The sequence below is a fragment of the Corynebacterium sp. HMSC064E07 genome (genome assembly GCF_001815745.1).
GTDB lineage: Bacteria > Actinomycetota > Actinomycetes > Mycobacteriales > Mycobacteriaceae > Corynebacterium > Corynebacterium jeikeium_D.
This window is the reverse complement of the sequence record NZ_KV821803.1, coordinates 34,039-57,582: the sequence shown is the minus strand read 5'-3', so window position 1 is coordinate 57,582 and position 23,544 is coordinate 34,039. Positions and strand designations below refer to the sequence as shown.

The window sequence follows — 23,544 nt, the reverse complement described above, 5'->3', positions numbered from 1 at the left end:
CTCGAGTCAGCCAAGAGGGAATCGTAAACAGGTTTGAGCTGCCCGAGATTGCAAAACCGCAGAATTCAGCGTGCAGTTTGTGGCTCATTTTTGGCTCACTTTTGGCTCAAAAAGTCGCAGAATAGGGCGTAATCAGGCGTAAAGATAAACGCCGATAAACAAGTAAAAACCCGCTACCACCTCGTAAAACGAGAGGTGAGAGCGGGTCTTTATGATGTGCCCCAGAGAGGAATCGAACCTCCGACACCGGCTTTAGGAGAGCCGTGCTCTATCCACTGAGCTACTAGGGCAATCATCTTCCGGGTAAAACAGCCGTGAAAACACATTCTCGGCGGCCGGAAAATTACTTCATCACTTTAACGCATCTGCGAGCTCTAGTGGCAATTGGGTCCTCGACCTGACACGCAAACATGCAGGAAGCTCGCTATTACCCCCATGTGCTTTTGTGCTCGGCGGTGCCGCCCGGAATCTGGCTAACATGGTTTATAACGAGCGACTTTCTTGCGCTTGCGGTCGCAACAGCGCTACTTATTTTCCGGTCGCTGTTTTGGAGGAGGATGACAATATGATTAAGCCAACTTTCACGGATGTCAACGGTGTCAAGATTAAGTGCTCCATGACCACGGACTCGGACAAGCCGCACCTTTTGGTTTCGCGCATGGAAGATGATGGCTCTTTGACTCCGATTCTGGAGATGAACGTGTACGACTCCAAGTACATGGCCAACGCTTGCGAGATTTACTTGAAGCAGGCCGCTTCGGCTAACCTCCAGGGTTCGATGGCTGGCCTGTCTCCAGATGAGATGGCTGAACAGTTCGGTTACGAGGGAGATCCGACCAATCACTAGTCGAAACGACGCCGCCCGCACTCAGGCCGAGAGCCCTGTATACAGCGGATATGTCGATGTAGACGTCATCGGAATCGGCGCCGGTAGTCCGAGCCACATTACGCTCGAGGCTATCGGCGCTCTTGCTGATGTCGACGTAGTTTTTGCTCTCGACAAGGGTGATGCCAAAGCGGACTTGTTGGCTGCGCGACAGGCGATCGTCGATAAGCATGCGCCGCATGTCGAACTCGTTACCGTTCCCGACCCGCCACGTGACCGCACGCCCGATAACTACGGCGCAGTCGTCCGTGACTGGCATCAGCGCCGTGCAGAGCTGCTTGCCGACGCCTTCGTCGCTCACCTCGGACGAGAGGGCAAGCGCCGCGGTGCGTTCTTGGTCTGGGGTGACCCCTCCTTGTATGACTCAACATTGCGGATTTTGCAGCGCGTCCGCGACCTTGGGCTGGACGTGCGCTCGCGAGTTATCCCCAGTGTGACGGCGATTTCCGCGCTGACCGCAGCGCATGGAGAGTGCCTGAACCAGATTGGTAAGCCGGTATTGATTACCACTGGTCGGCGCCTGGGGGAGCGTGCGCCTGGCATGGATGCGGTGGTGATGCTCGATGGCGGTGCAGCCTGGCTCGAGCACGCGGACCCGGAGGAAGGGATTCTCTGGGGTGCATTCCTGGGAACGGAGCTGGAGACGCTCCGCCGTGGTCGCGTTGGCGACGTCGGCGAAGAGATTGCGGAGCTGAAAAAGAAGCTCCGTGCGGAGCACGGTTGGATTATGGATATCTACCTGCTGCGTTCCGGCGCCTAGGACTGAGCAGTCGCAGCGGTGCCAGTTCGGCTAGCTGACTTTCTTGCCCAAGAAGCCCTCTGCCCATCGGTGGAGGGCTTTTTCGGCGGCTTCGACGCCGTCGGCGACGGTTACCTTGGTGAGGACCTGATCGTCGTTAGGCAACACGCGTGCGGGATCGCCTGCGGGACGGACGGTGATGCTGACGTGGTCGGCATTGATGACCTCGACGGTTGCTAGTGCGAGCATCTCGACGTTCGTCTGCTCAGCAACCGCAAAGCGGTAGGCGGTGTCGTTTTCCCACTCGGTGGTGGAGTTCCGAAGGAACTCGGCGACGGAGTCAGGGGCCAATTCTGTGAGTAATTGGGTTGCGACCGGGGCGTCATCGACGCGGGAATCGTGGCGCAGCGGACGGCAGTAGAAGCGGCCGGCATTTACTTCCATGGGTTCCATACCGTCCACTCTAGACGTCCTGAACAGTGTTTAAGGGCGCCGGGGGAGGGGCTGAAAAGAATCAAGCGGGGCTGGCTGCGAATCCCATCGCAACCAGCCCCGCTTAGAGCTTTAGAACTACTTCAGTTCCATCAGGACATCGCCCTTGCCGACACCTGAGCCAGCCTCGGTAGCCAGACCCGTGACAACGCCGTCCTTGTGAGCCTTGACTGGGTTTTCCATCTTCATGGCCTCAAGGACAACCACGGTGTCACCCTCGGAGACTTCCTGGCCCTCTTCGACGTTGACCTTGATGACGGTGCCCTGCATCGGAGCAACCACAGCGTCACCGGAAGCGGCCTTCTTGGAACCGCCAGCGCGCTTCTTCTTGCTCTTCTTCTTGGCACCAGCGTTGCCGCCGCCCAGAGCCAGGTCGCCCGGCAGGGCTACCTCGACGCGGCGACCGTCGATCTCGACGACAACCTTCTGAGCCGGAACGGTGTCGGTGTCAGCGTCGGAGTCACCGTCGTACGGAGCAATCGGGTTGTCCCATTCCTCTTCAATCCACTTGGTGTAGACGTCAAACTTCTCGCCATCGCCGACAAACGCCGGGTTCTCCACAATGTGGCGGTGGAACGGAATGACCGTTGCCAGGCCCTCAACCTGGTACTCGGACAGAGCACGAGCGGAGCGGCGTAGGGCCTCTTCGCGGGTCTCGCCCCAAACAATCAGCTTGGCCAGCATGGAGTCGAACTGGCCGCCGATGACGTCGCCCTCCTTGATGCCGGTGTCCATGCGGACACCCGGGCCGGACGGTTCGACGTACTTGGTGATGGTGCCCGGAGCCGGCATGAAGTTGCTGCCGGCGTCCTCGCCGTTGATGCGGAACTCGAAAGCGTGACCGCGCATCTCCGGGTCTTCCTTGATGGACAGTTCCTTGCCTTCAGCAATGCGGAACTGCTCGCGGACCAGATCGAGGCCGGTAATTTCCTCGGTGACCGGGTGCTCCACCTGTAGACGAGTGTTGACCTCGAGGAAGTTAATCAGACCGTCAGCGCCAACCAGGTACTCAACGGTGCCCGCACCGTAGTAGCCAGCCTCGCGGCAGATGTCCTTAGCGGACTGGCGCAGGCGCTCATCCTGCTCTGGGGTCAGGAACGGAGCGGGTGCTTCCTCGACGAGCTTCTGGAAACGACGCTGTAGCGAGCAGTCACGGGTGGAGGCGACAACGACGTTGCCGTGCTTATCAGCGAGAACCTGGCACTCGACGTGGCGTGCCTTGTCCAGGTAGCGCTCTACGAAGCACTCACCGCGACCGAAGGCCGCAACGGCCTCACGGGTAGCGGACTCGTAGAGGTCGGCGACCTCTTCCATCTTGTGTGCGACCTTCATGCCGCGGCCACCGCCACCGAAAGCGGCCTTAATGGCGATTGGCAGACCGTGCTCCTTAGCGAACGCGACGACCTCGTCTGCATCCTTAACTGGCTCCTTGGTGCCTGGAGCCATTGGAGCGTCAGCCTTCAGCGCGATGTGACGAGCGGTGACCTTGTCGCCCAGGGCGCGGATGGACTCTGGTGACGGGCCAATCCAGATCAGGCCAGCGTTCTCAACAGCCTCAGCGAAGTCGCCGTTCTCCGACAGGAAGCCGTATCCCGGGTGGATGGCATTAGCGCCGGACTTCTTTGCGGCGTCCAGAATCTTGTCGAAAACTAGGTAGGACTCAGCGGAAGTGGTGCCACCGAGAGCAAAAGCCTCATCCGCCATGGTCACGAAAGGAGCGTCCGCATCCGGCTCAGCGTAAACGGCGACGGAAGGAATGCCGGCGTCCTTCGCAGCGCGAATAACGCGAACGGCAATCTCGCCACGGTTGGCGACGAGAACCTTCGTGATTTTTTCAGTGGTCTGCTCGGACACGAAATCCTCCATTTTTCGTGGGCACCCCGAGAATTGGCCCTCGGGGCAAGGTTGCGACAGTCATTTGTAGGAATCACAAGCAGCACTGCAGTTAACTGAGTGGTGAACCGCAATGCGGTTCACCACGCGGTAGCTAACAGCGTGTGACCCAATGTCTCCATTGTGTCACAGGTGCGGTAAGCAACCTCTTTTTGCTCGCTACATAAGGGGGTAGGGATTGTGGTCTTGAGCAGCGTTCAAGTGGTCATGGGGGCAGCTGAAGTGGCTATTTTCCGCCCAAAAACCTAGGTTTGTGGTTAAAATTATCACCCAAGAGTGCAAGAGCCGCCCCCTTGATTGGGGGCGGCAGGGGGAAACTAAATCTCCGGTGTAGCGTCAGCCGCTGACGCTGGAAAAACGGTGGGGGAAGCGCCCACCGGTTGCGTCGATCGACTACAGGCTTCCCGGCTCCGAACCGTGGGCAATGGGCATGCCAATCATATTGCCCCACTCAACCCACGAGCCGTCGTAGTTGCGAACATTCTCGTGGCCGAGCAGGTGGTGCAGTACAAACCAGGTGTGCGCGGAGCGCTCGCCGATGCGGCAGTAGACAATCGCCTCATCTTCAAATTGGACGTGCGCGTAAATCTGCTCGAGCTCTTCGCGATCGCGGAAACGCGAGTTCGGGTGAACGGACTGATTCCATGGAATGTTTACCGCGGTTGGAATGTGGCCACCACGCAGGACGCCTTCCTGTGGGTAATCGACCATGTGGGTTCGTGCACCGGCATACTCCTCCGGAGTGCGCACGTCGATAATCGGAGCCTTTCCAATGAGCTCACGTGTATCGCTGAAGTAGGCGCGCAGTGTCTTGTCGTCGCGCTCGACGACAGGGTAGTCAGTGCGTGGGTAATTGGGGACCTCGAAGCTCGTGTCTCGTTCTTCAGTCATCCAGGCATCGCGGCCACCGTTAAGCAGGCGCACGTCGGGATGCCCAAAAAGCTCGAAGACCCAGAGTGTGTAGGCGGCCCACCAGTTGGACTTGTCGCCGTAGATTACGACGGTGTCATCGCGCGAGATGCCCTTCTCGCGCATGAGCTCGGCAAAGCCTTCGGCGTCGATATAGTCGCGGCGCACGGGATCGTTAAGGTCGTGATGCCAGTCGATGCGAACCGCGCCCGGAATATGTCCAATGTCGTAGAGCAGTGAGTCCTCGTCGGATTCAACAACGCGCAGACCGGGAGAGCCCAGTCGGGCAGCAAGCCAGGAGCTAGAGACGAGGCGCTCAGGGTGGGCGTACTGCTGGAACTGGGGGTGCGGGTCGTGCGGAACAGCCATCGGATACTCCCTTGGCGCAAGTTGGGTGGGTGGGACTTTCTGACGTTTATCGTCAATTGCATATCTAGTTTACGGGTCGCGTGGCGAACGGCGGAATAGTCCCCAGTGTGAGCGCTTTCCGACGGCAACAATTGCGTCCGCGGCCACCCTGGGATACGCCTCACAGTTGGGGGTAAAAGCAGTGTTTTCAGCGCGCTTGGAGTCCAGGTAGTGCCCTAAAATTTAGCTGAGAGTTAGCGCAAAAACTGTGTTGATTCGTATCACTGGAAAATGGGCTGAAATGGGCTATCTGCCTGGGTATTCGCTGCGTTACGGAGACAATTGAGTGCCGGAAGTCCATGTATTTTCTTAAAAGGAGTGCCTGTGCACAAGAGCATTGTTGTATTCGAGATCGAGGGCGGCTCGGACAAGTACTTCGACGGACACCGCAAGGACACCATGCCAATCGTCAACGCTATCCGCGAAGCCGGTTGGTCCGCTGAGGTCGTCTACTACCGACCGGAGTGGAAGGACGACCTGTACGACTACGTCTCCCAGAACTTCGACGGCTACATCTCCCGCGTAAACCCGGGCAACATCCCGGGTGGTGAGAGGGGCTACTTCGAGCTTCTGACCAGTCTCTCGGTCGCTGGTTTGGTTGGTATGTCCACCCCGGGCGAAATGATGGCCTACGGCGCAAAGGACGCACTGGTCAAGCTCAAGGACACCGACCTGGTTCCGTCTGACACCGCTGCATACTACGACGTCGAGGCATTCCACAGCACTTTCCCGACCTCCCTGTCCTACGGCGAGCGCGTCCTCAAGCAGAACCGTGGCTCCACCGGATCTGGCATTTGGCGCGTGCGTATCGCTGACGAAGAGGTTGCTAAGAACGTTGAGCCGGGCACCCCGCTGCCGCTGAACACCAAGCTGAAGTGCACCGAGGCCGTGGACAACCACACCGAGACTCGCGAGCTCGGCGAGTTCATGGATTTCTGCGACCAGTACATCATCGGCGATAACGGCATGCTCGTGGACATGCGCTTCATGCCGCGCATCACCGAAGGCGAAATTCGCATTCTGCTGGTCGGTCCGCACCCGGTCTTCGTGGTTCACAAGAAGCCGGCCGAGGGCGGCGACGCTTTCTCCGCAACCTTGTTCTCTGGCGCGAAGTACACCTACAACAAGCCGGAAGAGTGGCAGGACCTCATCGACATGTTTGCTGAGGCTCGCCCGGTCATTGCCGAGAACCTCGGTGGCGACAATATCCCGCTAATCTGGACCGCTGATTTCATGCTGGCAGACGGCGAGGACGGCGAGGACACTTACGTTCTCGGCGAGATCAACTGCTCCTGTGTCGGCTTCACCTCCGAGCTGGATATGGGTATTCAGGAGCTTGTTGCTCAGGAGGCCATCAAGCGCGTTGAGGCTGCTAACAAGTAGTCTCAACAGCTAAGAAAACCGCACCAATTTGGTGCGGTTTTTGCTTTACGACGTCCTTGCGATGCCTACCGATTCCAGAACTGGGAGACCGAATAGCCGTAGCGATACAGAGCTCGGCGCACGACAGGTAGCGACAGTCCGATCACACTGGATGAGTCGCCATTGATGCCATCGACAAACCAGCCGCCTAGAGCCTCCAAAGTAAACGCGCCAGCGCACTTCAGCGGCTCGCCCGTCGCAGCGTAGGCACGGATGTCCTCTTCTGGGACTTCAGCGAAATCGAGGGAAGTAATCGCCACCTCAAGGTGCTCGCCCTTTGGTGTCACGACACAGTGACCAGTAATCAGCTCAGCCGTCCGGCCACTCTGTTGATGCCAGCGCTCAATGGTCTTTTCTTCCGTGTGGGGCTTGCCCTGCAACTGCCCGTCGAGAAGCAGCATTGAATCCCCGCCAATGACAATGTCATTGGGGTAGGCCGGAGAGGCAGCGTGTGCCTTGGCCTGTGCGAGTTCCTCGACGATGCGTACCGGCGATGCGTCCGGAAGGGCTGTGATTACGGCATCCTCGTCGACGTTGGGCGCTACTGTGATGGGCTCGATGCCTGCAGAGCGGAGAATGTGCAGTCGCGAAGGGGAAGTGGAAGCCAAGACGATTCGGGGGCTGCTCATAGTTAGTGATTTTAGTGAGGGCGGAATCGTAAAGCCTAATTTTTGTGGCAAACATGCGTGGGGTTGGCCCGATTGTAAGAACAGGCAGATTCTTTTAGATGGCAGCTGCCTTCTAGTGATGTAAAGTAAAGTGGACATCAAGTTAAAGAAAGTACACAGATGAGTGGGGAAGAACGTTCGAACCAGGTCAGGAGATACCGACGCTGGTTGGAGCTGAGCCAAGCGGATTTAGCCGCGAAGGTGGAGGTCTCGCGGCAAACCATTGCAAATATCGAGCGGGGAAATTACTCGCCTTCGGTGTATTTGGCGTTGCGTATCTGCAAGGTACTGGGAAAAACAGTCGAAGAAATTTTTGGTGAGGAAGGATACTGACAATGTCCTATGCGGATGTCGTAATTGAACGCAACAGCGCCACGGTGGACGATGAGTATCAGCAGATGTTGCTGCATAAGTCCTACACGTACGGGTTCACAATGATGATGTGGGCTAATTACGTGCTTGCAACGGTACTGATTTGGCTCATTCCAGAGCCAAAGATGGTGGGCGTGACAGTGGCAATCATCTTGATGCCGCTGGTTGGACTCCTGTTTTCGCAGCGGTGGTTGCGACGTCAAGTGCCAATGCCGAAGATTAATGGTCTTACAAAAGGCGAGATTGCAGCACTCGTAGCCGTCATTGGGCTGTGGCTGATTGGTTTTATCAGAGTGCAAATGCTCTCTGAGGCAAGCGCTGGTGGGGCACTATCGGAATCGTGGGGATTCATTGCCGGCGCTGTGGTGGGTGCTGCCATCGGTCTGGCGTTTGTGTATTTCCTGTTCAAGGTGGTGTGGCCGGTAGCTCGCAACCGTGATCAGCGTCGGCTGGACCGGGAGCTCGATGACGAGTTTGATGGCGAGTCGCTGGGTGAACAGCGCTAGTAATAAGCAGTGGTCAAGGCTAAGGCAGTAACAAAAACCAAAGCGCCACCATCGGAAAACCCGATGGTGGCGCTTTGTGCTAGCGAATCGACGCAGCTAGCGTGCGGTAACGACTACGCGGTAAGCGGTAGCTGTACTAGTAGAAATGGACGTTGCGGAACGTGCCCGGTACGTGCTGGTGCGGCTGGTGGAAACCCTCTTCCAGCCGACCCCAGTTGTTGCGCGGGCCGCGGTCCTCTGGGGCACCGCCGGCTGCTGCCATACCTGCGAACAAAAGCGCGAGCGTGGCGGTTTCAGCGTCTGACGGGTTGCCCTTGAGGACGGACATGAACGGTGCAGCCGGGGCTGTAGCGGCGTCCTTGTCTTCGGTTGCTGGGGTGTTTTTGGAATCGGTCACAGCGGAATGTTCCCATGCTTCTTGGCGGGTACGTTAACAACCTTGCGATCCAGCAGACGCAGACCCTCGATGATCTGGCCGCGGGTCTCGCTCGGCGGGATAACGGCGTCGATGAAGCCGCGCTCAGCAGCCATGTACGGGTTGACCAGGGTGGCCTCGTACTCTGCCTCGTACTCCTTCTGCAGTGCGACGACATCCTTGCCCTCGGCCGCAGCAGCCTTGAGCTCCTTGCGGTAGATGAAGCCGACAGCGCCGGAAGCACCCATGACCGCAATCTGAGCGGTCGGCCATGCCAGGTTGATGTCAGCGCCCATGTCCTTGGAGCCCATCACACAGTAAGCTCCGCCGTAGGCCTTACGGGTGATGACGGTAATCTTCGGGACGGTGGCCTCAGCATATGCGTACAGCAGCTTGGCGCCACGGCGGATGATGCCGTCGAACTCTTGGTTGGTGCCCGGCAGGAAGCCTGGAACGTCAACCAGCATGATGATCGGAATGTTGAAGGCGTCACAGGTGCGGACGAAGCGAGCCGCCTTCTCGGATGCCTTGATGTCGAGGCAGCCAGCGAACTGAATCGGCTGGTTGGCGACGAAACCGACCGAGCGACCCTCCACGCGACCGAAGCCGATGACCACGTTCTGTGCGTAGTCCTCCTGAATTTCCAGGAAGTCCTCGTCGTCGACCAGACGGGTGATGACGTCCTTGATGTCGTACGGCTGGTTTGGGGAGTCCGGAATCAGCGTGTCGAGCTCGAGGTCAGTCTCAGTGATGTTGTCAGCGATGGAGCCCTCGAACGGCTCAGCCTCCATGCGAGGAGCCTCAGCGCGGTTGTTGGACGGCAGGTAGCTGACTAATTCCTGAACGAAAGTCAGAGCGTCTTCGTCATCAGCGGCGGTGTAGTGCGAAGTACCGGAGGTGCTCATGTGAGTACCAGCGCCACCCAGCTCTTCCTGTGTGACCTCTTCGCCAGTGACGGTCTTAATAACGTCCGGGCCGGTGATGAACATCTTGGAAGTGCCATCGACCATGACAATGAAGTCGGTCAGAGCCGGGGAGTAGACGTGGCCACCAGCGCAGGCGCCCATGATCAGGGAGATCTGTGGGATAACACCAGAAGCCTGGGTGTTTCGGAAGAAAATCTGGGAGTAGAGGCCGAGGGAAACAACGCCCTCTTGGATGCGGGCACCAGCACCCTCGTTGATGCCGATAATTGGGACACCGGTCTTGATGGCCAAATCCATGATCTTGACAATCTTTTCACCGTAGACTTCACCGAGCGCGCCACCGAAGATGGCGCCGTCCTGCGAGAAGACACAGACCTGGCGGCCATCGATGGTGCCGTAGCCTGTCACAACACCGTCAGTGACAGGGCGCTTGGCGTCGAGGCCGAAGTTCTTGGAGCGGTGACGTGCGAGAGCGTCAACCTCCACGAACGAGCCCTCGTCCAAGAGGAACTCGATGCGCTCACGAGCGGTCATCTTGCCCTTGTCGTGGACGCGGTCAATGCTGGCCTGGCCCATTGGAGCCTGGGTCTCTGCGAGACGGGCTCGCAGATCGGCCAGCTTTCCAGCAGTAGTGGTCAAATCCGGGGTTTCACCGGTTGATGTATTTGCGGCAGTCGTCATACCAACTAGTTTACGTTTCGAAAACGGGGGGAGGTAGTTGGGGGCAATCGCTGTTAACAAAAGTAGGGGTAATGACTAGCTCGTTGTACAGCAAAAAGCCTGCTCTTACAGTGGAATATTGCCGTGCTTGCGCGCAGGCCACGGTACTTTCTTTGAAGTTAGAAGGCGCAGATTTTTTATCACTCGAGTTCGTGTCTCGGAGGGGAGGATGACTTCATCAATTAACCCCCGTTCGGCGGCACGATAAGGCGTGAGCATGTGTTGCTCGTATCCCATTTCCAGTTCAGCAATGAGTTCTTTCACACTCTCGGGAGTGCCAAATCTATCGGCCGCTGGGTCTGCTGCGAGAGCTGCTTCGGTGGCGGTTCGAATCTCGGCACGATGGAGGAAGCGTACTGCGCCTGAGGCGCCCATCACGGCGATCTGTGCCGTCGGCCAAGCCAGATTTACATCCGCGCCGAGCCCCTTTGATCCCATCACGCAATACGCGCCGCCATAGGCTTTGCGCATGGTGACGGTGATTTTAGGAACGGTTGCTTCTGCATACGCATAGAGCAATTTAGCGCCACGGCGCAGAATTCCCTGGTGTTCTTGATTTGAACCGGGGAGAAAGCCGGGTACGTCTACGAGAAAGACGAGTGGAATGTTGAAACAATCGCAGGTTCGGACGAATCGCGCGGCCTTCTCCGCTGCATCGATATCTAGGCAGCCCGCGAATTCCATGGGCTGATTAGCGACAAACCCAACAGATTGACCGTTGAGACGGCCAAGGCCAATCACGACATTGGCTGCTCGGTTTTCCTGGATTTCCAGGAACTCCGCATCGTCGCAAAGCGCGTAGATGACTTCGTGCACGTCGTACGGCGTGGATGGGCTGTCGGGAATGAGACTGTCGAGGGTGCGATCGGTGTCGGTGATTTCGTCACTGGCATCGGAATCCCAGCTGGGCGCGGGGGAGGTTGTGTTGTTGGGGAGGTAGTCCAGCAAATCGCAGACCCAGTCGAGTCCATCCTGCTCGCTAGTGGCGGTGTAGTGGGAGTTTCCGGCGATCTCCATATGGGTGTCGGCGCCGCCGAGCTCGTGTTGGCTGATTTTTTCGCCAGTGACTGTTTCGATTACGTCAGGGCCGGTGACGAACATACGGGAGTTTTCCTCCACCATGACAACGAAGTCCGTCAGTGCTGGGGAGTAGGCATTTCCGCCCGCACAGGCACCAAAAATGACTGAAATCTGCGGAATGACGCCGCTGGCGCGAACGTTGTGGTGGAACGTCTGGGCAATAAAGTCAAGTGAGACTGCGCCATCTTGGATACGGGCGCCGGCGCCTTCGTACATGCCAATAAGGGGGCGGCCGGTAGTGATGGCAAGTTCCTGAATCTTGACCATCTTTTCGCCGTAGACCTCTCCGAGTGCACCACCGAAGATTGTGCCGTCCTGAGAGAAGATGCAGACCTCACGGCCGTCTATGGTTCCCCAGCCGGTGATGATTCCGTCGGTCACGGGGCGTTTGGCTTCCATTCCAAATGCGGTAGTGCGGTGGCGGGCTAGTGCATCGAATTCGACAAAAGACCCTTCGTCCAGCAGGTAGTCAATGCGCTCGCGGGCATTCATTCGCTCAGTCAGTTTGAGCTTGTCGTAGCCTCGCGACCCCATCGGAGTCAGTGCAGCAGTGCGTCGGCGTAAAAGGTCTTCATTGAGAAAAGCGGTGGTGTGTTGCTCCGCCGCCAAACGTGAGGAAATAGTCATGTTATGGAATGTAGTGTTTGGGAAGGAAAATAGTAAAGCAGGCGAGCTGTGATGATTCTCACGCTGTCGAGCTCTTGAGAAAGGCCACGACTCAGTGAATCCGGCCATGACGCTAGACTGCTGTGCATGACCGACCCCAGAATTGTTGCTTCCCGCAAGCCTCTTGACGCCACGCGTGTGCGCGCAGCCGCGCCGGGCTGGAGTTCCATTGAGGTTGTCGAAACCACTGGTTCGACCAATGCCGATCTTCGGCAACAGGCGGCACTGGGGCAGGCGGCAGATCTCAGTGCGCTTATCGCCTCGGAACAGACCGCAGGTCGCGGTCGACTGAGCCGTAGTTGGACGGCCCCGAAGGGTGCGTCCATTGCACTCAGCGCAGTGCTGCGCCCGGAAGGGCTCGCACCCGAGCAACTGGGTCTGTTGCCGTTAGTCGCGGGCCTCGCAGTCGTCGATACTGTGGTGGAAGTTGCAGGACTGGCGCCTGAGCGCGTTTCCCTGAAGTGGCCGAATGATGTCCTGGTTGACGGTCGTAAGCTCTGCGGAATTCTGGTGGAGGCCGCGTCGCTGACACCGCCAATTCTCATTCCGGGAATCGGCATCAACGTTTCCCTGCAGGAAGATGAGTTGCCGGTGCCACACGCCATTTCGCTATACCTGGCGGGAGCGGAAAACCTCGACCGCGATGACATCTCCGCTGGTGTGCTGCGGGCGCTGGGACGTCGTCAAGCACAGTGGCGAAAGGGCGATGCTGAGCTGCTGCGGGACTACGAGGCGGTGTGCGCGACCATCGGATCGAACGTGCGCGTGGAGTTGCCGGGAGACCGCGTGCTGGTGGGCAAGGCGGTTGGCGTGCGTGCCGACGGCGAATTGATCGTCACCGACGAAGCTGGCACAAGTCACTTTGTTGCGGCCGGTGACGTGTTCCATGTTCGCGCCACTGACGGCGGCTATGCGTCCCCGCAGGCTGATTCGGAGCGGGGGTAGTGCTGTATGGCCTTTCCCGATGATGAGTTGGACACGCGCGAGGCAATTCTGCTGGACACCAATCCAACTTTTGGTCGGCTGGTGTGGCCGCTCTTGGAACTCATGGTTATCACCGGCGTCTGCTGGTTACTGATTGGGTTTATCGACGGCCCTGCGATTGCTCCGGGAGATTTGCAAGGTGTGCGTCAGCTGCTGCTCTTCGCGTGGCTGGGGCTTATTCTCTGGCGCGTCGTTCGTCCGGTACTAAGTTGGCTGGGGGAGCGGTTTGTACTGACTGATAGGCGAATTATTCTGCGCCGTGGCATTCTGCGCCCGCAGGTGGTCTCGATTGATTTGCGTTCGGTGCGTGCGGTCAATCGCAAGGGCGGCGTGCTGTATCTGCACACCCGCAGTTTCGGCCCGCCGCTGGCTGTGGAAGATATTCCCAGCTCCCGCAAGGTGGCTAAGTTGGTCTCCCGGTTGACTTAGAATTTTGGGTCATAACCTACAATCAGGGGTGTGATTGCTTCGGATACCCCTGAAAACCCCACTAATTCCACTTCTGATTCCGCTGCAGCGCTAACCGCTGCGCAGCATCCCGCGCATGCTGATGGCGTGCCGGTTGTAGCGGTGATTGGTGACGGTCAGCTGGCTCGTATGATGCAGACTGAGGCCATTGAGCTGGGACAGTCCATCCGTTTGCTCGCCGGTTCGCCGAATGCTTCCGCGGCGCAGGTGTGTGCGGACGTTATCATCGGCGACTACCACGTCTGGGAAGATGTTGAACGCGCTGTCGCCGGTGCGCAGGCCGTGACTTTCGACCATGAGCACGTTCCCACCGAATTCCTCAACAAGCTGACCGAGATGGGCTACTCGGTTCAGCCTCAGCCGTCGGCGTTGCTGTACGCGCAGGATAAGCTGCTGATGCGCCAGCGCCTGGAGGAACTGGGCGCTCCAGTACCTGCCTACGCTGCAATTGAGTCCGCCGAGGATGCCGAAGCATTCTTCGACCGCGTTGACGGTGCCGTCTGCCTGAAGGCCCGACGTGGCGGTTACGACGGTCACGGCGTGTGGTTCCCGAAGGACCGCGAGGATCTGCGCGCGCTTGTCGACGAACTGTTGGGCAAAGATGTGCCGCTGATGGCCGAGCGGAAGGTCGCGCTGGTTCGTGAGTTGTCAGCCATGTGTGCGCGCACACCGTCGGGTGAGGTCAAGGCCTGGCCGGTCCTCGAGTCTGTGCAGCGTGACGGCATCTGTGTTGAGGCAATCTGCCCGGCGCCAGGGCTTGCCGACGACCTTGCGAGAGCGGCCGAAAAGCTCAGTGTGACCATCGCTTCCGAGCTGGGAGTAACCGGCGCGCTGGCAGTTGAGCTGTTCGAAACCGTCGATGCTGACGGCAATCCGGAGATTTACGTCAACGAGTTGGCCATGCGGCCACACAACACTGGTCACTGGTCGCAGGACGGCTGTGAGACCAGCCAGTTTGAGCAGCACCTGCGTGCAGTTGCTGACATGCCACTGGGTTCCACTCGCCCGACTGCGCCGGTGACGGTAATGGTCAATACGCTCGGTGGCGATGAGGCCTCGGATGTACCTATTTCACAGCGTTTTGCTGAGGTATGGCGTCGTTTCCCATCAGCGAAGATTCACTGGTACGGGAAGGATTGGCGCCCTGGACGTAAGCTGGGGCACGTCAACCTGTGCGGCTACGACGCAAGCCCGGAAGGCATCGCGGAGACCCGGCGGGTTGCCAACCTCGCTGCTGGCTACATCGTCGATGGCGTGTGGGCAGACGGCTACACCGCATAGGTGGCTGGCGCTGTATAAGAATTAGATTGCTATCTCAAGGAGACAACATTGGCTGAAGCAAACCAGGTGGCAAGCCCGAAGTTGGCCAACGTAACCGGTCCGCTGGTCGGTCTGATTATGGGGTCGGACTCGGATTGGCCGACCATGGAGCCCGCAGCGGAGGTCTTGGCTGAGTTCGGAATTCCCTTTGAGGTAGGTGTGGTCTCTGCACACCGCACTCCGGAACGCATGATTGACTACGCAAAGTCCGCCGCTGACAAGAGGCTGCGCTGCATTATCGCTGGCGCCGGTGGTGCAGCACACCTGCCGGGCATGGTTGCGTCGGCCACTCCGCTGCCGGTTATCGGCGTGCCACGCGCGTTGGAGAACCTGGAGGGTGTCGATTCCCTGCTGTCAATCGTTCAGATGCCGGGCGGCGTTCCGGTGGCAACCGTCGGTGTGGGCGGCGCTAAGAACGCTGGCCTGCTGGCTGTGCGTATTCTCTCGGCCGGTTACCCGGAGCTCATTGTGGCGATGGAGAACTACCAGGCCAACATGCGCGATCAGGTCCTGGAAAAGGACGAGCGTCTGCGCAAGAAGCTGATGGGTGAGTAGGGCGCGCAACCAGCCCCGAACTACCCGCGCATATGAACTGCGGGGTAGTGGAACGTGTCCGGGTCGGCAGTCTCCCAGGCTTCGGCCCAGTTGTGGAAGCGAGTTCCGCTCAGCAGCTCGCCTGGCTGCAGCCAGTTGTAGAGCTCCGCGTAGGTCTCACCGACCTGCTCATTGGTGCGCCGCAGCAGGTGGGACGGCCCCAGCTCAGAGAAGCTATTCAGGCCCATCGATGCCAACAGGCTAGCTGCTTCCGCGACCGTGGCATTGTGATAGTTGGCCACACGCTGACCCTTGTCGTCGACATCGAGGGCCTTCCACAGGCTCGGATCCTGGGTAGCCACACCCACCGGGCAGGTGTTTGTATGACATAGCTGAGATTGGATACAGCCGGTGGCCATCATCATGCCGCGAGCCGAGTTCACAAAGTCAGCACCGATGCACATGCGCTTCACAATATCGAAGCCAGTAATGACCTTGCCGGACGCACCGAGCTTAATGCGATCGCGCAGACCGGCACCTACGAGCGCGTTATGGACGAGAATCAGGCCGTCGGTAAGCGGCAGGCCAACGCGGTCGGAGTATTCCAGCGGTGCAGCACCGGTGCCGCCTTCAGCGCCGTCGACGATGATGAAGTCCGGGGTGATGTTCTCTTCCAGCATGGCCTTGCACACGGCGAGGAACTCAAGCTGGGAGCCAACACACAGCTTGAAACCGACCGGCTTGCCACCGTTGAGCTCACGCATGGTGCCCATAAACCGAACAAGTTCACGCGGGGTGGAGTAGACGCGGTGGTACGGAGGGCTCATCACGCCCTTGCCAACTGGTACGTGGCGAGTAGCCGCAATCTCTTCGTTGACCTTGTGACCTGGCAGCATGCCGCCGAGTCCAGGTTTTGCGCCCTGGCTAACCTTCAGATAGGTTGCCTTGACCTGCGGAATCTTAGCCTTTTCGCGGAAGAGCTCCGGGTCGAAGTCGCCATCCTCAGTACGTGCACCGAAGTATCCGGACCCCAGCTGCCAATAGAGGTCTGCGCCATACTTCAAGTGGTAAGGGCTGATAGCGCCCTCGCCGGTGTCCTGTACGAAGTTGCCCAGCTTCGCGCCCTTATTCATTGCCATGACAGCGTTAGGGGACAGAGAGCCAAAACTCATGGCTGAGATGTTGAAGATAGACGCTGAGTACGGCTGGGCGCAGTCCGGGCCGCCAATATCTACGCGCGGATCCTCGATGACGTGCTGGCTCGGCGCCATCGAGTGGCGGACGTACTCGTAGCCGGGCGCATTAATCTTTCGCTCAGTACCGAATGACTTCTTCGAGGACAGCCCCTTCGCACGCTCGTAGACCACGGTACGAGTATCGCGGTCGAACGGAGCGCCGTCGAAGTTGCGCTCGATGAAGTACTGCTGCATCTCAGGGCGAATGGTCTCACCCATGTAGCGCAGATGGCCGATGACCGGGAAGTTCCGCAAGATGGAGTGCTTCTTTTGAAGCATGTCATAGATAGCCACAACATCCAGGAAGAGGATGAAGGCCATCAGAATCCACCACCACGGGCTCAAATCCCATACAGCCAGTGCGCCCAAGACGTTGATGAGGGCGAGAATCGCAAGAATATATGGTCGGGTAATCACGGTTTCCAGGTTATCGCGACTACTTAGAGCGCTTCTCGACGGGACAGCTGCGACTAAATCACACGGGCTTTTTCGGCCGTAGAAATAGCAGTGACACGCTCGCTATCGCCACCGCGCACGACGACGGCAGCACCTCCACGAACCCAAGCCGACAGCACATTACGTGCCCATTTATCTGCGGTGACCTGTGAAGAATCAGGCACCAGCCAGCCGTCGGAGACGACGCGGGAACCGGTCGTGAGCTGCATCTCGTCCGCATAATCGCCAGCAGATGAAAGCAGTTCTGCAGCCGACTTCTCCCCAATAACGGGGGTTTGGTCGGAGTCCGGGCCTGCGCCTAGATATGCGTCTGGGTGGAAACGAACTTCCGGACCAAAGTCAATGACTCCCGGTGGAATATCATCACCGCATTCCACGACACCGCGGCCAAAGGGATCGTCGGTAAGCACTGCGATATAGGCGTCCGGAAACTTCTCCTCCCACGTGCTGACATTGGCGACCGTGGTGAAAACGACCAGAGGCTCCTCGTCGCTAACTGTGACACCAGCACGCTCGCAGCCCAGGATGATGCAGGCGGACTGCCAAATCAATGGCAGGTCAATCCATGCTTGGTCTCCGGCGACGAGATCGAACTCATCGTGCAGCATGTTGGCGATCTTGCTGGCCCAGTTGTCCAGGGTTTGAGCCGATAAATCGGTACGACCGCCGGTAGTTTCGTCATAACAGGTCAAACGAGGCACGGACGGGTCGGCCTCGAGAAGTGTCTTCAGAATCTCCACGCCTCCAAGGGTAACGAGAATCGGTCGAAGCCGTCGGGAGGAGCCAATGTAGGCAAATGCCAGCCGACCGCGCGAGAGGCAAGATACCTAACTCAACAGCAGGGTGAACAACAGGATCGTCGGCAAGCAGGCGATTGTCGTAATCACGCCGCAGTCGCGCGCCTGCTCAAGGTTCCGGCCGAAGCGGGAGGCGAAGGTGTAGACGTTCTGGGCTGTCGGCAGGCCGGCGATAATCACAGCTGCCAGCAGCGCATGCCCGTTGAGACCAAAAACGAAATGGCCGAACAGCAGAGCCAGCGCGGGGTGGAGGAAAAGCTTCAGCATAGACGCCACCACGACAGCGCGACGAGGGGAGCGGCCGGCTTCCATAAACGGCATGCCATGCAGGCTAATACCGAAGGCCAGAAGTGCCATTGGCACCGCGGCCTGCCCCAATAGCCCCACTGGATGCGCTACGAACTGAGGTACTTCGATAGCAAACGCATTAACCGCAAGCCCCACCATCGCCGCCAGAAAGATTGGGTTCTTCAGCGGCGTCATGATGACATTGCGCGGTCGGAAATGACCGCGGTTAGTGAGGATTTCCAGCACGGTCATGGAAGCGGGCGCATAGAAGGCAATCTGAAAGATAAGGGCCGGGACGACGGCGGTAGCGTCGTGAAGCACTGCGACTGCGATGGGCACGCCGAGATTAGCGACGTTGTTGTAACTCGTCGACATCGCGCCGACCACAGCATCGGCGCCGCGCTGTTTGAACATGGGCGCCACAAAAATCCGGTAGAACGCCGCCGTGCCAAGTGCCGACAGTGCCGCGACACCAAACGCCGAACCGAAGATGCTCGCCGAATCCGCCGTTGCGAGAGTGTGCGCGAGCATGCACGGCATCGCGATCCAGAACACGACCATGTTCAGGGTAAAAGATGCCCGCTTATCGACGATCTCACTGCGCCCAAACAACCAGCCAACAATGATCAGTACTGCGACGGAACCAAAGCCGGTGAATATTTCGGTGAGAGCGGGCATAAGTGCATATTTTAGACAATAAAAAAACGGACCCAATCCAATCCCCTCGGTGGGGAAGGACTGAGTCCGTTTTACGCTGTTATCGCATGTATCGTCATGCGGCCAGCGCGTAAATAAGGCCTTTCGGCGGGTGTTCGAATGATCGGCTCCCGCCGACCAGCCATCTTTAGCGGCTGGTGAACGGCAGGAGTGCCATCTCGCGGGCGTTCTTCACAGCGGTAGCGACCTGGCGCTGCTGCTGCGGAGTCAGACCGGTGACGCGGCGGGAACGAATCTTGCCACGGTCAGAGATGAACTGGCGGAGCAGGTTAATGTCCTTGTAATCAACCTTCTCAACGCCTGCGGCCTTGAGCGGGTTCTTCTTCGGGCGGCGGGACTGCTCCATCCGCGCCTTCTTGTTAGAGTGATTGCGCTTCATTGGTGCTCCTCGACTTACCAGCTGGACTTACGGACGCCCGGGAGTTCGCCACGGTGGGCCATCTCACGAACGCGGACACGGGACAGACCGAACTTGCGGAGGTAGCCGCGCGGGCGACCATCTGCAGCGTCACGGTTGCGGACGCGAATCGGGGACGCGTCACGCGGCTGACGGTTCAGCTCGTACTGTGCGTCCATGCGCTCTTCGTCAGTGGAGTGCGGGGACTTGATGATGCGCTTCAGTTCAGCGCGACGTTCTGCATAACGAGCGACGATTTCCTTGCGCTGCTCGTTCTTGGCAATCTTGGACTTCTTAGCCATGAATTAGCGCTCCTCGCGGAATTCGACGTGCTTGCGGACAACCGGATCGTACTTCTTAATGGTGATACGGTCCGGGGTATTGCGCTTGTTCTTACGGGTCACGTAGGTGTAACCGGTGCCCGCAGTGGACTTCAGCTTGATGATTGGACGAATGTCATTACGTGCCATTTTTTAGATCTTCTCCCCACGTGCACGAATCTGAGCAACAACAGCCTCGATACCGTACTTGTCGATGGTCTTCAGACCCTTCGGGGACACATTCAGAGTGATGTGACGCCCCTCAGAGGCGAGGTAGAACTTCTTACGCTGCACGTTGGGGTTCCAACGGCGCGAAGTGCGCCGGTGGGAGTGGGACACGGTCTTGCCGAAAGACGGCTTGCGTCCCGTAACCTGGCAAATCGCCGACATAGGGATTCCTTTGCTTCCTTGCCGCCCAATGCCGACATCACTGGTGCGCCACGCCGGACTATTGAATAACCGAGGAATCCACCTGGCCTTTTCCGGGGCGCTGCCCACTGACACTCGACGCTGAGCGCGTAAACGAATAACTAGACAACAGCGAGAGAACAGTTTACACACGAGTTGCGGGATAACCTAATCGCTGTTCCACTGTGGTTTTCTCGGCGCGACTCTCGAGTGTCGTCATAGAGTTCGTGCTTGTCGACGGGCGTTAGTGCAGGGCCCTTTTTTAATTTTCGGGCTCGAGCCTGTAATATTCCATCGAGTGTCACATGCCGGTTTATAGAAATATTGACCCGGTGCGTGTCATTGTAAGTCGTGTTCGTACCCAACTCAGGCACGATTCTCTCACTCTTAGCTGGGGGAAAGCGACCTGAAGTTCAATCCTGAGGGAAACGAGAATTAATGAAGAAGGACATCCATCCTGATTACCACCCGGTGGTTTTCAAGGACGCAGGCACGGGTCACTCTTTCCTTACCCGTTCCACCGCCACCTCCGACCGCACTGTCGAGTGGGAAGACGGTAACGAGTACCCGCTGATCGTCGTTGACGTCACCAGCGAGTCGCACCCGTTCTGGACCGGTGCTCAGCGTGTCATGGACACCGCTGGTCGCGTCGAGAAGTTCCAGCGCCGTTACGGTAACCGCATTCGCCGCGCGAAGAAGAACTAAGAATAGGAGGGGAATAAGAAAATGGCAGTACCAAAGCGTCGCATGTCGCGTGCTAACACCCGCGCTCGTCGTTCCCAGTGGAAGAGCAACAACGTCGCTCTCCAGGAAGTCAAGGTAAACGGCCGCGTCTACAACGTTCCTCGTCGCATCGCCAAGGCTGTTCAGCTCGGCCTGGTTGACGTCGAGAAGTTCTAACGCGCATCTTTTAGGATGCTGACAACGTTCCTCGCTGGACCGCCGAGCGCTTCGCGCGCCCAGAGTGTGTTCAGTATGTAAGGAACAGTTGGTAAAGAGCTTTTTAAGCCTCACCCCATCGCTTGTACTTGGCGATGGGGTGAGGTTTTTCAGTTGTATGGCCGAGTTTTATGGGAGCACTCTCACGAAGAATCTGTGTCACATTTACACTCGCCTTATATTTTCAAGGCACAATGGGCAGTATGAAGATTTTGGTAGTTGATGACGATCAAGCGGTACGCGAAGCGTTGCGGCGATCGTTGACTTTTAATGGCTACACGGTCGAGCTCGCCGAGGATGGCGCAGAGGCCTTGGAAAAGATTGCCAAGGATCGTCCGGATTTGGCCATTTTGGATGTCATGATGCCGAAGCTCGACGGCCTGGATGTTTGCCGTCGGCTGCGCAGCGAAGGCGATGATCTGCCGGTCATGATGTTGACTGCACGTGATTCGGTCTCCGAGCGCGTAGCTGGTCTTGATGCCGGCGCAGATGACTACCTGCCCAAGCCGTTCGCATTGGAAGAGCTGCTCGCTCGTGTCCGTTCGCTACTTCGTCGTTCTGCTTTGGAAGTGCCTGCGATGGAGGATGCCGCAACTCTGCAGTTTGAGGATCTCTCCCTGGACCCGGAAACTCGTGAAGTCTTCCGCGGTGAACGTCGCATTAGTCTCACTCGTACAGAATTTGCGCTGCTGGAATTGCTGATGAGCAACCCGCGGCGTGTGCTCTCCCGTACCGCCATTTTGGAGGATGTCTGGGGCTATGACTTCCCGACGTCCGGCAATGCGCTGGAGGTCTACATTGGCTACCTGCGTCGCAAGACGGAGGCAGAGGGAGAGCCGCGTCTGATTCACACCGTTCGTGGTGTCGGTTATGTGATGCGGGAGACCGCACCGTGATGTTGCGCCGTCGTCGTTCGACCGGCGGTGGCGTGCAATCAAATCAGCGTTCTGCCACGGAGGCCAATCCGGGGCAAGGTACCGTCGGTAAGCAAGAGAAGTCCGCGAATACTGAGACGATGGCAGGGGAATCGCTTCCCGGCCTGCCGCGGAGCTCGCGTATCCCTTCGCTGCGTTGGCGGCTGACTATTCTGACAGCGCTCATTGTGGCGATGTCGGTGGGGCTGATGACGCTGGCTGCATTTTTTACTGTGCAGGCAGCGCTATACCGCGAGGTGGACAGTAACCTCCGTAGCCAGGCGGAAAAGCTGCTGATGTCACCGTACGCTTCGGAGTTTGCCATTGGCCCCTCCTTTGAAGCGGACTCGAACAGGATTCTGAACCCCGATTTGGACGCGGTGTACTTTGCCCACGGCAGTGTGGCGGGCAAAGGCGGTGGCTCTATCTCTATTGGTGGCCCCGAACTTGCGGTGTTGCGGGGGAATCGACAGGAATCGATTCGCACCGATGAGTACAACGGCCGTCGCGTATACGCAGTCCGCTCCGAAGACGGTGCGACGCTAATCCTGTCGCAGGATCTGAGCTCGACGCAGTCGGTCTTGAAAGCGCTCAGTGCAGTGCTGCTGAGTATCTCTGCTATCGGAATCCTCTTCGCAATCGGATCAGGTATTACGGTGGCAACAACGGGTCTGCGCCCGGTCACTCGGCTGCGCATTGCTGCGGAGCGAGTGACGGAGACCGACGAGCTGCGCCCAATCCCTGTGGAGGGCGACGATGAGCTTGCACGCTTTACCCGCAGCTTCAATGAGATGTTGGCTGCACTTCAAGCGTCGCGCATTAAGCAAGCGGAGCTGGTTGCAGATGCTGGTCATGAGTTGAAGACTCCGCTGACGTCGTTACGCACAAATATTGAACTGCTGATGATGGCCTCCCGTTCCGGAGCGGCAATCTCGGATGAAGATCGCGCGGATCTGGAAGCTGACGTCATCGCACAGCTGGAAGAGCTGTCGACGTTGGTCGGCGACCTGGTTGATCTGGCACGCGAAGATGGCCCGCAACAGGTTATTGAGCATGTCGATGTCGACGAAATCATTTCCACGTCGCTGGCGCGTGTTGAGCGTCGTCGTCCGGATATTACCTTCGATGTGCAGACAGCTCCGTGGTATGTCTACGGGGATTCGGCGGGTCTTGGTCGCGCAGTTTTGAACTTAATGGACAATGCTGCAAAGTGGTCGCCAGAAAATGGCACCGTGCGGGTTCGTCTAACGCCGCTCAGCGAGGTTGTCGCTGAGTTCACGGTGGCGGACTCGGGGCCAGGTATCCCGAAGGAAGATCGAGACAAGGTCTTCGAGCGTTTCTACCGTTCCATTCAGTCGCGGTCGATGCCTGGATCCGGCCTGGGCTTGGCCATTGTGAAGTCGGTCATCGTCCGCCACGGGGGCACGATTACTGCCGATGAGTCCGATGATGGCGGTGCCTTGATGCGAGTGACTCTGCCGGGCAGTCCGCACAGCGGAAAAGGTGACGACTCCGATTCAGCTCAAGAGCCTAGCTAGAAACGCATAATCCCACGTCAAAGCTGATGTAATCCCCGCTGCGCGCGGCCTTTTAAGGAAGTGTGTGGCGGGGATTCGGTGTTTCATTCGGGGAATTATCGGCGAGACCGCAGACTGCTCTCAGCCA

Annotated in this window: 27 protein-coding genes and 1 tRNA gene; 13 read left to right on the top strand and 15 right to left on the bottom strand. The window is 58.2% G+C overall.

Going from position 1 to position 23,544, the window contains the following annotated elements; genetic code table 11:
- Nucleotides 1-217: 217 nt before the first annotated feature.
- A tRNA-Arg gene (locus HMPREF3053_RS01870) sits at nt 218-290 on the bottom strand.
- Between the two features lie 275 nt (nt 291-565).
- Between HMPREF3053_RS01870 and HMPREF3053_RS01865 the strand changes: the two genes are divergently transcribed.
- Both HMPREF3053_RS01865 and cobF read left to right on the top strand, forming a co-directional pair.
- Nucleotides 566-847 carry a cg0963 family protein gene (locus tag HMPREF3053_RS01865; protein WP_016423292.1) on the top strand — a complete coding sequence of 94 codons (282 nt, stop codon included), beginning with the start codon at nt 566-568 and terminating at the stop codon, nt 845-847.
- On the top strand, nt 798-1,646 hold the full coding sequence (cobF, locus tag HMPREF3053_RS01860; RefSeq protein WP_070767162.1) for a precorrin-6A synthase (deacetylating): 849 nt from the start codon (nt 798-800) through the stop codon (nt 1,644-1,646). Before HMPREF3053_RS01865 ends, cobF begins: the two co-directional genes overlap by 50 nt.
- Before the next feature lie 30 nt (nt 1,647-1,676).
- Here cobF and HMPREF3053_RS01855 read toward each other — a convergent pair whose 3' ends face one another.
- The 3 genes from HMPREF3053_RS01855 to HMPREF3053_RS01845 all read right to left on the bottom strand — a co-directional run bounded on the left by HMPREF3053_RS01855 (nt 1,677) and on the right by HMPREF3053_RS01845 (nt 5,288).
- Nucleotides 1,677-2,078, bottom strand: coding sequence for a hypothetical protein (locus HMPREF3053_RS01855; RefSeq protein ID WP_042388876.1), 402 nt, complete (start codon nt 2,076-2,078; stop codon nt 1,677-1,679).
- Nucleotides 2,079-2,195: 117 nt separating this feature from the next.
- The gene (locus tag HMPREF3053_RS01850) at nt 2,196-3,983 is read right to left on the bottom strand and encodes an acetyl/propionyl/methylcrotonyl-CoA carboxylase subunit alpha (protein WP_042388874.1); all 1,788 of its coding nucleotides are present in this window, start codon (nt 3,981-3,983) and stop codon (nt 2,196-2,198) included.
- A gap of 420 nt (nt 3,984-4,403) precedes the next feature.
- Nucleotides 4,404-5,288, bottom strand: coding sequence for a sulfurtransferase (locus HMPREF3053_RS01845; RefSeq protein WP_049189714.1), 885 nt, complete (start codon nt 5,286-5,288; stop codon nt 4,404-4,406).
- 363 nt (nt 5,289-5,651) lie between these two features.
- On the opposite strand from HMPREF3053_RS01845, the gene HMPREF3053_RS01840 reads away from it, so the two are divergent.
- On the top strand, nt 5,652-6,710 hold the full coding sequence (locus HMPREF3053_RS01840) for a Cj0069 family protein (RefSeq protein WP_070767161.1): 1,059 nt from the start codon (nt 5,652-5,654) through the stop codon (nt 6,708-6,710).
- A gap of 65 nt (nt 6,711-6,775) precedes the next feature.
- Here HMPREF3053_RS01840 and HMPREF3053_RS01835 read toward each other — a convergent pair whose 3' ends face one another.
- Complete coding sequence (locus HMPREF3053_RS01835; protein WP_016423286.1) at nt 6,776-7,378, bottom strand: Maf family protein; 603 nt, start codon at nt 7,376-7,378, stop codon at nt 6,776-6,778.
- Nucleotides 7,379-7,537: 159 nt separating this feature from the next.
- Between HMPREF3053_RS01835 and HMPREF3053_RS01830 the strand changes: the two genes are divergently transcribed.
- Nucleotides 7,538-7,750, top strand: a complete 213-nt coding sequence (locus HMPREF3053_RS01830; RefSeq protein WP_048733637.1) for a helix-turn-helix transcriptional regulator — start codon at nt 7,538-7,540, stop codon at nt 7,748-7,750.
- Between the two features lie 2 nt (nt 7,751-7,752).
- The gene (locus HMPREF3053_RS01825) at nt 7,753-8,295 is read left to right on the top strand and encodes a hypothetical protein (RefSeq protein WP_049193052.1); all 543 of its coding nucleotides are present in this window, start codon (nt 7,753-7,755) and stop codon (nt 8,293-8,295) included.
- Between the two features lie 136 nt (nt 8,296-8,431).
- On the opposite strand, the gene HMPREF3053_RS01820 is transcribed toward HMPREF3053_RS01825, so the two are convergent.
- The 3 genes from HMPREF3053_RS01820 to HMPREF3053_RS01810 form a co-directional block, all read right to left on the bottom strand.
- Nucleotides 8,432-8,692 (bottom strand): acyl-CoA carboxylase epsilon subunit, encoded by a 261-nt coding sequence (locus HMPREF3053_RS01820; protein WP_016423284.1) that lies wholly within the window; start codon nt 8,690-8,692, stop codon nt 8,432-8,434.
- Nucleotides 8,689-10,317 (bottom strand): acyl-CoA carboxylase subunit beta, encoded by a 1,629-nt coding sequence (locus HMPREF3053_RS01815; RefSeq protein WP_016423283.1) that lies wholly within the window; start codon nt 10,315-10,317, stop codon nt 8,689-8,691. Before HMPREF3053_RS01815 ends, HMPREF3053_RS01820 begins: the two co-directional genes overlap by 4 nt.
- A gap of 105 nt (nt 10,318-10,422) precedes the next feature.
- Nucleotides 10,423-12,063 (bottom strand): acyl-CoA carboxylase subunit beta, encoded by a 1,641-nt coding sequence (locus HMPREF3053_RS01810; protein WP_070565954.1) that lies wholly within the window; start codon nt 12,061-12,063, stop codon nt 10,423-10,425.
- A 126-nt stretch (nt 12,064-12,189) separates the two neighbouring features.
- On the opposite strand from HMPREF3053_RS01810, the gene HMPREF3053_RS01805 reads away from it, so the two are divergent.
- The 4 genes from HMPREF3053_RS01805 to purE all read left to right on the top strand — a co-directional run bounded on the left by HMPREF3053_RS01805 (nt 12,190) and on the right by purE (nt 15,429).
- Nucleotides 12,190-13,047, top strand: a complete 858-nt coding sequence (locus HMPREF3053_RS01805; protein WP_048733626.1) for a biotin--[acetyl-CoA-carboxylase] ligase — start codon at nt 12,190-12,192, stop codon at nt 13,045-13,047.
- 6 nt (nt 13,048-13,053) lie between these two features.
- Nucleotides 13,054-13,515 (top strand): YdbT family protein, encoded by a 462-nt coding sequence (locus tag HMPREF3053_RS01800; RefSeq protein WP_069359648.1) that lies wholly within the window; start codon nt 13,054-13,056, stop codon nt 13,513-13,515.
- A gap of 30 nt (nt 13,516-13,545) precedes the next feature.
- The gene (locus HMPREF3053_RS01795) at nt 13,546-14,835 is read left to right on the top strand and encodes a 5-(carboxyamino)imidazole ribonucleotide synthase (RefSeq protein ID WP_083317203.1); all 1,290 of its coding nucleotides are present in this window, start codon (nt 13,546-13,548) and stop codon (nt 14,833-14,835) included.
- Nucleotides 14,836-14,952: 117 nt separating this feature from the next.
- The gene (purE, locus tag HMPREF3053_RS01790) at nt 14,953-15,429 is read left to right on the top strand and encodes a 5-(carboxyamino)imidazole ribonucleotide mutase (protein WP_070767181.1); all 477 of its coding nucleotides are present in this window, start codon (nt 14,953-14,955) and stop codon (nt 15,427-15,429) included.
- A 20-nt stretch (nt 15,430-15,449) separates the two neighbouring features.
- Here the strand turns inward: purE and HMPREF3053_RS01785 are convergent, their stop codons facing one another.
- From HMPREF3053_RS01785 to rpmB, 7 genes are all read right to left on the bottom strand, one after another.
- Entirely contained in the window at nt 15,450-17,060 is a 1,611-nt protein-coding gene (locus tag HMPREF3053_RS01785; protein WP_048733621.1) for an FMN-binding glutamate synthase family protein, read from the bottom strand.
- Nucleotides 17,061-17,113: 53 nt separating this feature from the next.
- Nucleotides 17,114-17,839 (bottom strand): TIGR03089 family protein, encoded by a 726-nt coding sequence (locus HMPREF3053_RS01780; RefSeq protein WP_069359646.1) that lies wholly within the window; start codon nt 17,837-17,839, stop codon nt 17,114-17,116.
- An 87-nt stretch (nt 17,840-17,926) separates the two neighbouring features.
- Nucleotides 17,927-18,862 carry an AEC family transporter gene (locus HMPREF3053_RS01775; RefSeq protein ID WP_070767160.1) on the bottom strand — a complete coding sequence of 312 codons (936 nt, stop codon included), beginning with the start codon at nt 18,860-18,862 and terminating at the stop codon, nt 17,927-17,929.
- A gap of 166 nt (nt 18,863-19,028) precedes the next feature.
- Nucleotides 19,029-19,280: a 30S ribosomal protein S18 gene (gene rpsR / locus HMPREF3053_RS01770; RefSeq protein ID WP_005511410.1), complete on the bottom strand. Its 252-nt coding sequence runs from the start codon at nt 19,278-19,280 to the stop codon at nt 19,029-19,031.
- Between the two features lie 14 nt (nt 19,281-19,294).
- Nucleotides 19,295-19,600 carry a 30S ribosomal protein S14 gene (gene rpsN / locus HMPREF3053_RS01765; RefSeq protein WP_005511414.1) on the bottom strand — a complete coding sequence of 102 codons (306 nt, stop codon included), beginning with the start codon at nt 19,598-19,600 and terminating at the stop codon, nt 19,295-19,297.
- A gap of 3 nt (nt 19,601-19,603) precedes the next feature.
- Nucleotides 19,604-19,768: a 50S ribosomal protein L33 gene (gene rpmG / locus HMPREF3053_RS01760; protein WP_005511413.1), complete on the bottom strand. Its 165-nt coding sequence runs from the start codon at nt 19,766-19,768 to the stop codon at nt 19,604-19,606.
- A 3-nt stretch (nt 19,769-19,771) separates the two neighbouring features.
- A complete protein-coding gene (gene rpmB / locus HMPREF3053_RS01755; protein WP_016423274.1) occupies nt 19,772-20,008 on the bottom strand; it encodes a 50S ribosomal protein L28 in 237 nt (78 codons plus the stop codon).
- Nucleotides 20,009-20,464: 456 nt separating this feature from the next.
- Here rpmB and HMPREF3053_RS01750 point away from each other — a divergent pair, with 456 nt between their 5' ends.
- From HMPREF3053_RS01750 to HMPREF3053_RS01735, 4 genes are all read left to right on the top strand, one after another.
- A complete protein-coding gene (locus HMPREF3053_RS01750) occupies nt 20,465-20,731 on the top strand; it encodes a type B 50S ribosomal protein L31 (protein ID WP_005511390.1) in 267 nt (88 codons plus the stop codon).
- Between the two features lie 21 nt (nt 20,732-20,752).
- Complete coding sequence (gene rpmF, locus HMPREF3053_RS01745) at nt 20,753-20,926, top strand: 50S ribosomal protein L32 (RefSeq protein ID WP_005511439.1); 174 nt, start codon at nt 20,753-20,755, stop codon at nt 20,924-20,926.
- Nucleotides 20,927-21,168: 242 nt separating this feature from the next.
- Nucleotides 21,169-21,861, top strand: coding sequence for a response regulator transcription factor (locus tag HMPREF3053_RS01740; RefSeq protein ID WP_005511429.1), 693 nt, complete (start codon nt 21,169-21,171; stop codon nt 21,859-21,861).
- Entirely contained in the window at nt 21,861-23,417 is a 1,557-nt protein-coding gene (locus tag HMPREF3053_RS01735; RefSeq protein WP_070429951.1) for a sensor histidine kinase, read from the top strand. Before HMPREF3053_RS01740 ends, HMPREF3053_RS01735 begins: the two co-directional genes overlap by 1 nt.
- Nucleotides 23,418-23,544 lie beyond the last annotated feature (127 nt).

What these genes read in the sequence shown, in the direction of transcription:
- HMPREF3053_RS01845 (WP_049189714.1), bottom strand. Translation starts at nt 5,288, where the DNA reads ATGGCTGTTCCGCACGACCCGCACCCCCAGTTCCAGCAGTACGCCCAC.
- HMPREF3053_RS01825 (WP_049193052.1), top strand. Translation starts at nt 7,753, where the DNA reads ATGTCCTATGCGGATGTCGTAATTGAACGCAACAGCGCCACGGTGGAC.
- rpmB (WP_016423274.1), bottom strand. Translation starts at nt 20,008, where the DNA reads ATGTCGGCGATTTGCCAGGTTACGGGACGCAAGCCGTCTTTCGGCAAG.
- HMPREF3053_RS01850 (WP_042388874.1), bottom strand. Translation starts at nt 3,983, where the DNA reads ATGGAGGATTTCGTGTCCGAGCAGACCACTGAAAAAATCACGAAGGTT.
- HMPREF3053_RS01835 (WP_016423286.1), bottom strand. Translation starts at nt 7,378, where the DNA reads ATGAGCAGCCCCCGAATCGTCTTGGCTTCCACTTCCCCTTCGCGACTG.
- rpsN (WP_005511414.1), bottom strand. Translation starts at nt 19,600, where the DNA reads ATGGCTAAGAAGTCCAAGATTGCCAAGAACGAGCAGCGCAAGGAAATC.
- HMPREF3053_RS01855 (WP_042388876.1), bottom strand. Translation starts at nt 2,078, where the DNA reads ATGGAACCCATGGAAGTAAATGCCGGCCGCTTCTACTGCCGTCCGCTG.
- HMPREF3053_RS01750 (WP_005511390.1), top strand. Translation starts at nt 20,465, where the DNA reads ATGAAGAAGGACATCCATCCTGATTACCACCCGGTGGTTTTCAAGGAC.
- rpmG (WP_005511413.1), bottom strand. Translation starts at nt 19,768, where the DNA reads ATGGCACGTAATGACATTCGTCCAATCATCAAGCTGAAGTCCACTGCG.
- HMPREF3053_RS01805 (WP_048733626.1), top strand. Translation starts at nt 12,190, where the DNA reads ATGACCGACCCCAGAATTGTTGCTTCCCGCAAGCCTCTTGACGCCACG.
- HMPREF3053_RS01735 (WP_070429951.1), top strand. Translation starts at nt 21,861, where the DNA reads ATGTTGCGCCGTCGTCGTTCGACCGGCGGTGGCGTGCAATCAAATCAG.
- HMPREF3053_RS01830 (WP_048733637.1), top strand. Translation starts at nt 7,538, where the DNA reads ATGAGTGGGGAAGAACGTTCGAACCAGGTCAGGAGATACCGACGCTGG.
- HMPREF3053_RS01865 (WP_016423292.1), top strand. Translation starts at nt 566, where the DNA reads ATGATTAAGCCAACTTTCACGGATGTCAACGGTGTCAAGATTAAGTGC.
- cobF (WP_070767162.1), top strand. Translation starts at nt 798, where the DNA reads ATGAGATGGCTGAACAGTTCGGTTACGAGGGAGATCCGACCAATCACT.
- HMPREF3053_RS01815 (WP_016423283.1), bottom strand. Translation starts at nt 10,317, where the DNA reads ATGACGACTGCCGCAAATACATCAACCGGTGAAACCCCGGATTTGACC.
- rpsR (WP_005511410.1), bottom strand. Translation starts at nt 19,280, where the DNA reads ATGAAGCGCAATCACTCTAACAAGAAGGCGCGGATGGAGCAGTCCCGC.
- HMPREF3053_RS01775 (WP_070767160.1), bottom strand. Translation starts at nt 18,862, where the DNA reads ATGCCCGCTCTCACCGAAATATTCACCGGCTTTGGTTCCGTCGCAGTA.
- HMPREF3053_RS01740 (WP_005511429.1), top strand. Translation starts at nt 21,169, where the DNA reads ATGAAGATTTTGGTAGTTGATGACGATCAAGCGGTACGCGAAGCGTTG.
- HMPREF3053_RS01810 (WP_070565954.1), bottom strand. Translation starts at nt 12,063, where the DNA reads ATGACTATTTCCTCACGTTTGGCGGCGGAGCAACACACCACCGCTTTT.
- rpmF (WP_005511439.1), top strand. Translation starts at nt 20,753, where the DNA reads ATGGCAGTACCAAAGCGTCGCATGTCGCGTGCTAACACCCGCGCTCGT.
- purE (WP_070767181.1), top strand. Translation starts at nt 14,953, where the DNA reads ATGGGGTCGGACTCGGATTGGCCGACCATGGAGCCCGCAGCGGAGGTC.
- HMPREF3053_RS01800 (WP_069359648.1), top strand. Translation starts at nt 13,054, where the DNA reads ATGGCCTTTCCCGATGATGAGTTGGACACGCGCGAGGCAATTCTGCTG.